Origin of the sequence: Xanthomarina sp. (genome assembly GCF_035306605.1) — a bacterium.
Lineage (GTDB): Bacteria > Bacteroidota > Bacteroidia > Flavobacteriales > Flavobacteriaceae > Xanthomarina.
This window is the reverse complement of sequence record NZ_DATGNR010000003.1, coordinates 1-5374: the sequence shown is the minus strand read 5'-3', so window position 1 is coordinate 5374 and position 5374 is coordinate 1. Positions and strand designations below refer to the sequence as shown.

The 5374-nt window shown below is 35.0% G+C and carries 6 protein-coding genes and 1 tRNA gene; 5 read left to right on the top strand and 2 right to left on the bottom strand.

Going from position 1 to position 5374, the window contains the following annotated elements; all coding sequences use genetic code 11:
• The 3 genes from VKY41_RS00250 to VKY41_RS00240 form a co-directional block, all read left to right on the top strand.
• Nucleotides 1–985, top strand: a 985-nt coding sequence (locus tag VKY41_RS00250) for a helix-hairpin-helix domain-containing protein (protein ID WP_500812423.1), incomplete at its 5' end; no start/stop codon positions are given.
• 227 nt (nucleotides 986–1212) lie between these two features.
• Nucleotides 1213–1530, top strand: a complete 318-nt coding sequence (gene trxA, locus VKY41_RS00245; protein ID WP_500812422.1) for a thioredoxin — start codon at nucleotides 1213–1215, stop codon at nucleotides 1528–1530.
• Between the two features lie 194 nt (nucleotides 1531–1724).
• Nucleotides 1725–2699: a YfaP family protein gene (locus tag VKY41_RS00240; RefSeq protein ID WP_500812421.1), complete on the top strand. Its 975-nt coding sequence runs from the start codon at nucleotides 1725–1727 to the stop codon at nucleotides 2697–2699.
• Nucleotides 2700–2892: 193 nt separating this feature from the next.
• Here the strand turns inward: VKY41_RS00240 and VKY41_RS00235 are convergent, their stop codons facing one another.
• A complete protein-coding gene (locus tag VKY41_RS00235; RefSeq protein ID WP_500812420.1) occupies nucleotides 2893–3426 on the bottom strand; it encodes a lipocalin family protein in 534 nt (177 codons plus the stop codon).
• 212 nt (nucleotides 3427–3638) lie between these two features.
• On the opposite strand from VKY41_RS00235, the gene VKY41_RS00230 reads away from it, so the two are divergent.
• The gene (locus tag VKY41_RS00230) at nucleotides 3639–4568 is read left to right on the top strand and encodes a DUF58 domain-containing protein (RefSeq protein WP_500812419.1); all 930 of its coding nucleotides are present in this window, start codon (nucleotides 3639–3641) and stop codon (nucleotides 4566–4568) included.
• A 120-nt stretch (nucleotides 4569–4688) separates the two neighbouring features.
• A tRNA-Asp gene (locus VKY41_RS00225) sits at nucleotides 4689–4762 on the top strand.
• Between the two features lie 142 nt (nucleotides 4763–4904).
• Here the strand turns inward: VKY41_RS00225 and VKY41_RS00220 are convergent.
• Nucleotides 4905–5069 (bottom strand): hypothetical protein, encoded by a 165-nt coding sequence (locus VKY41_RS00220; protein ID WP_500812418.1) that lies wholly within the window; start codon nucleotides 5067–5069, stop codon nucleotides 4905–4907.
• Between the last annotated feature and the right edge of the window lie 305 nt (nucleotides 5070–5374).

Below are 5374 nucleotides of genomic sequence, written 5' to 3'. Positions count from 1 at the left end.
ACATGGCGCCGTAAAAACCATTGTTGAAAACCGGAAAGATGGTAATTATAAATCGATTTTCGATTTTGCAAAACGCATTGATTTAAGGGCCGCCAATAAAAAAGCTTTTGAAAATTTAGCCTTGGCTGGCGGTTTTGATGGTTTTGATAACACACATAGAGCACAGTATTTTCATGACGATGGCGATGGTATAACTTTTCTGGAAAAAGCGATAAGATATGGTGCCAAGCACCAGGAAAACGAAAATTCGGCACAAGTAAGTTTGTTTGGGGAAGCTAGCGACGTGCAGATAGCCGAACCATTAGTGCCACCTTGCGAAGAATGGGGAACCATGGAAAAACTGGCAAGAGAAAAAGAAGTGGTCGGGATTTATATTTCCGGTCACCCCTTGGACGATTTCAGAATAGAAATGAAAACCTTTTGTAATGCCAATTTGGCTTTATTAAGAGATTTAGGACCTTATATAAATAGAGAACTTACTTTTGGTGGGGTTGTATCAGATGTTCAGCATCGAGTGAGTAAAGTAGGAAAAGGTTGGGCTTTATTTACTATTGAAGATTATACCGATAGTTTTGAGTTCCGAATTTTTGGCGAGGAGTATTTAAAATTCAGACATTTCCTTCTTAAAAACTCTTTTGTTTATGTCAAGATGTTTGTTCGTGAAGGTTGGGTGAATAGGGAAACAGGAACTAAAAGCGAGCCAAGAATGCAGTTTAATAATTTTCAATTGCTGCATGATGTTATGGATACTTATGCCAAAAAGTTATCCATTCAATTGCAGATATCCGATTTGCAAGAAGCCCGTATTTCAAAGTTAAAAGAATTATTTACCATGCACTCAGGAGATAATTTGCTAAGTTTCATTATTTATGATACTGAAGAACAAATAAAATTGAACATGCCAAGTAGAAAGCAAAAGGTGAAGATTTCTCAAGAGCTTTTAGACGAATTGGAATCGAACGATGTTTTTTATAAGTTGAATTAACATAATTACACGGGTGCCATGAGTATCTAGTGGGCAGGCTTGAAAATAGCAATAGAAGGAGAGCCTGACAGGATGTGGAATTTCGAAAAAGGGATGCACCCAATTTGGCAGCATAGCCTCAGCTAATCCCATGATAAACAAAACAAATTGTCAGGGTGTAAGCTTTGGCAAAATTTTTGACTAATATTGTATAATAATAAGAAGTAGAACACATTAAATTATAAATTATGGCATTAGATATAACAGATGCAACGTTTGAAGAAACAGTATTAAAGAGCAACATACCAGTAATGGTAGATTTTTGGGCTGCATGGTGTGGACCATGTAGAATGGTTGGGCCAATCATTGAAGAAATTAGCAAAGAATACGAAGGCAAGGCCGTTGTTGGAAAAGTAGATGTAGATGCAAACCAAGAATTTGCAGCAAAATATGGTGTACGTAACATCCCAACAGTTTTGGTATTCCAAAATGGAGAAGTTGTGGGACGTCAAGTTGGTGTGGCACAAAAAAGTGCTTATACCGAAGCTATTGATGCGCTTTTGTAACATGCTTTCTATATAAATGATAAAAAGGTTTGCTTTAACAGCAAGCCTTTTTTTATGCGAAATAGCTAAATTAGATTTTGTTTTAGTTAAAATTTGTAATACTTTGGTGTTTAGTTGTTTATAAAAAAAATTAGAATAATGTTAACTTTTTTTTATAAAACGCATTAAGATGTATAACATAAAACATAATTAAAATGAAACTAAAATTTTTAAGAAGCTTTTCATTAGCTTTAGTAACCGTGTTAATTTTTTCTTGTAGTAGTGATGACGACTCTGGTAGTCAAGAAGTGGCTGCTGTTAATAGTTTGTTTAACGTGCAAGATGCCATCTTGATGGACCAAGGTTTTCCAGAGTCCAATTCAGATGCTAATTTGGAAATCGTTAGTTTGAATACGCATGTTATTCCTGGCGGAACTGCGTATGCAACCATCCTAACCACTACACCAGCCCAAAAATTATTTATAAGTGCTGTAGATAAATCAGGATACTTTGAACTTGTTCCACAAGACAATTCCGATTTAAACCAAAGCTTTATTTTAAAAATTAACCAATTAAACCATCAAGAGAAATTTACCGTTCGCTTGGCATACCTAGATGCAAACAATCGCGTAAGTCGTGCTATTTATGCCGATCTATTGGTAATAAGCGTGGGTACTGGAGCCTTGCAGGTAAGTCTTTCATTTGATAATGATAAAGATGTAGACTTACACCTTATAGAGCCAAATGGAGATCATATATATTATAATAATGAGACTAGTACCAATGGTGGTTTTTTAGATTTAGACTCTAATCCAGCTTGTGAAATAGATGGTGTTAATAATGAAAATATTTACTATCCAGACGATGCAACCATAGAAGTTGGTACCTATTACGTGTATGTAGATATGTATGAAAATTGTAATCCTTCTGTAGCTACTAACTTTGTAGTGTCTGTTATTTTAAATGGCGTAGAAATACCAACATCTACACAAAACCCATATAATGGCAATTTCCCTGTAGGCTTCCCAAGTAATTCTGGAGGCTCAGATATAGCAAACGATATAGCGCCTATTTTTTCCTTTGAAATAACGGAAGAAAACTCTAGAGTTATGCAAACCCAAAGAAGACTTCAATCTAAGTCTTCGTCGCCATCGGCTAAACTGAAAGCGGAAAAATCTAGAAATAGATAAGTTAAGCTGTTAATTTAAATGATTAAGGCAAACGCAATCATCTTGTATTGTGTTTGCCTTTTTTAATTTTAGAAGACTTAAAAGAAGCTGTAAAATATTCAACCTACTAAAGTCATTTTTATTTGATCCTATTTATAAAATCACCTATAGTTAAAGGTGACTTTTAATCCACATCGGATTGGTTTCACAGTGTTTATCGTCTGTAAGTAATAGTAACATTAAAGGTAGAACCAGCAGGAAAATCGTCTCCCACACTGGTGCTGTTTTGATCTCCAGATATTTTAAGAGTTGTAGCATTGAGCGTTTCGATAGTAAACCCTTCTCTATCAGTGGAGCCATTTTCTTGAATATAGAGCATGTTTCCTTCACGACTCCATGTGCCTTCATGCGCCATGGCGCTATTCATTTCTTGTGTTTGGGTGAATGGTGGTAGCCCTTCAATAACATAATGCACCTCCATATTAAATGGGGCACTATTCCCGCTTAAGGTATGGTCTTCATTAAAGGTAATGTCATTCCCCGTCATTTCAGTAGCCATGCCATTAAAGCTAGAGGTTATATTCTGTTCGACAACGGTGCCATTGATGCTCATTTCAGAAGCATTCCATAGGCCTAAAATGGTAACCTCTTGTGGATTGCCATTATCTGAGTTTCCATCATCATCGCTGGAGCATGACATAAGACCGAAAACAAAAAGACTGAGTAATAAATAATTAGTAATTTTCATGGTTTAAGATTTAAGGTTTATTTTTTAAATGTAATCATTTTATTCGAAATCATGCAATTAGAGCAAATTTCTAAATCTTATAAGTATATAGAATTAGAAAGCATGTTTATTTTTTTGTAGTAGTCTCGATGTTTCAAGTTAGTAAGCGCATTTTCTAAAAGAAAAGATAAAAGGTTTGCTTTAACGACAAACCTTTTTTAGTTTAGAGGCTTATGGATTTACAATTAGAACTCAATAAAACAGGTGGCTTTAAAAACCTTGATTTACTTGCCAAACAAGTAGTTGAAGGCTTTATTGCAGGTATGCATAAAAGTCCGTTTCATGGTTTTTCAGCTGAATTTGCTGAACATAAAATTTATAATCAAGGTGAAAGCACCAAACATATAGACTGGAAACTCTATGCCAAAACGGATAAGCTGTATACAAAGCGTTATGACGAGGAAACCAATCTACGCTGTCATTTAATTATAGACAATAGCAGTTCCATGCATTATCCAGAGCTGAAATCCTTTTCCATAGACAGCTTAAATAAAATTGCTTTTGCTGCATTGGCTTCGGCATCTTTAATGCATGTTTTAAAAAAACAGAGAGATGCTGTGGGTTTAAGTGTTTATAGCGATTCTTACGATTTCTATTCCCCAGAAAAAGGAAGCGAAAGACACCACCACATGTTATTGCATCAATTAAGTGAACTGGTAGTTTCTAAACCAGAACAAAGGCAAACCGATACCTATACCTATTTACATCAAATAGCTGAAAACATAAAACGACGCTCTTTAATTTTCTTTTTTACAGATATGCTACAAACAAAAGTAGCCGAAGACAAATTGTTTGATGCCTTACGACATTTAAAATACAACAAACACGAGGTAGTGTTATTTCATGTTTTTGATAAGGAAAAAGAACTGCTCTTTGATTTCGATAATGTGCCCAAGCGTTTTGTGGATGTGGAGACTGGCGAACACATAAATTTGTATGCAGAAAACATAAAAGACACCTATAAAGATGCTGTTCGAGATTATTTTGAAGCCATAAAGCTAAAATGCGGACAATATAAGATAAAATATGTGGAAGCAGACATCAATAAAAAATTCGATAATATCCTGACAACCTATATGATAGAGCGTCAAAAATTTATTTAAAGTAAAAAAGATAAAAATTTCATTAAAAATGTTTGACATATAAAAAAAGGCGCTTATATTTGCACCCGCTTGAAGGCCTAAAGTCTAAGGAATTTAGTTGGATAGCATGCAAAAAGCAACGGTCTGGTAGTTCAGTTGGTTAGAATGTCGCCCTGTCACGGCGAAGGTCGCGGGTTCGAGTCCCGTCCAGACCGCTTAAATTGCTAAAGCTCCAAGAAATTGGAGCTTTTTTTGGCAATAAAAATTAGTTGTGTTGTTTGACAGATGTAGTAGTCTGTCATAGGTAGTAGAGTTGAAATCTTTCAACTTTATCCAATGGAAAGCTTTCCTTTTTTCTTAACCGAAGATTGGGATGCTTTTTTGTTTATGGGAGGTTTTAGTCTTCAAACCAAATTGTGCCTGTATCTTGTTTTGCTGTCCAGGCGCTTCAGTGGCAATAACTTTTTTTTCCTTATCATGTACAGGAGCACTATATAAGTCCTCGCTTATACAGGTAAACACGCCTCCACTATCTACTTTTCTACTCTGGTTTTTTAGATTGCAATAGTTTCCATGGCCTTCTGCAATAACAGATTTCTTTCTTCATTTTCTTTAAAAAAACTAGGCATTAAATTCTTATTGAGTTAAAATCTTTTGTAAATTCATTAATAATAATTTGTAGGGTAGGCTATATTGCTAACGTGGCACGTTTGAAAACTCGAATAGAATGGACCGTAATTTAAAACAAATATTAAATGATGTAGATGACAACAAGTTTGTCCAGAGACTAGACGAGAACGCATTAATTTGTACGTTTAATCTTCAAG

What these genes read in the sequence shown, in the direction of transcription:
- trxA (WP_500812422.1), top strand. Translation starts at nt 1,213, where the DNA reads ATGGCATTAGATATAACAGATGCAACGTTTGAAGAAACAGTATTAAAG.
- VKY41_RS00240 (WP_500812421.1), top strand. Translation starts at nt 1,725, where the DNA reads ATGAAACTAAAATTTTTAAGAAGCTTTTCATTAGCTTTAGTAACCGTG.
- VKY41_RS00235 (WP_500812420.1), bottom strand. Translation starts at nt 3,426, where the DNA reads ATGAAAATTACTAATTATTTATTACTCAGTCTTTTTGTTTTCGGTCTT.
- VKY41_RS00230 (WP_500812419.1), top strand. Translation starts at nt 3,639, where the DNA reads ATGGATTTACAATTAGAACTCAATAAAACAGGTGGCTTTAAAAACCTT.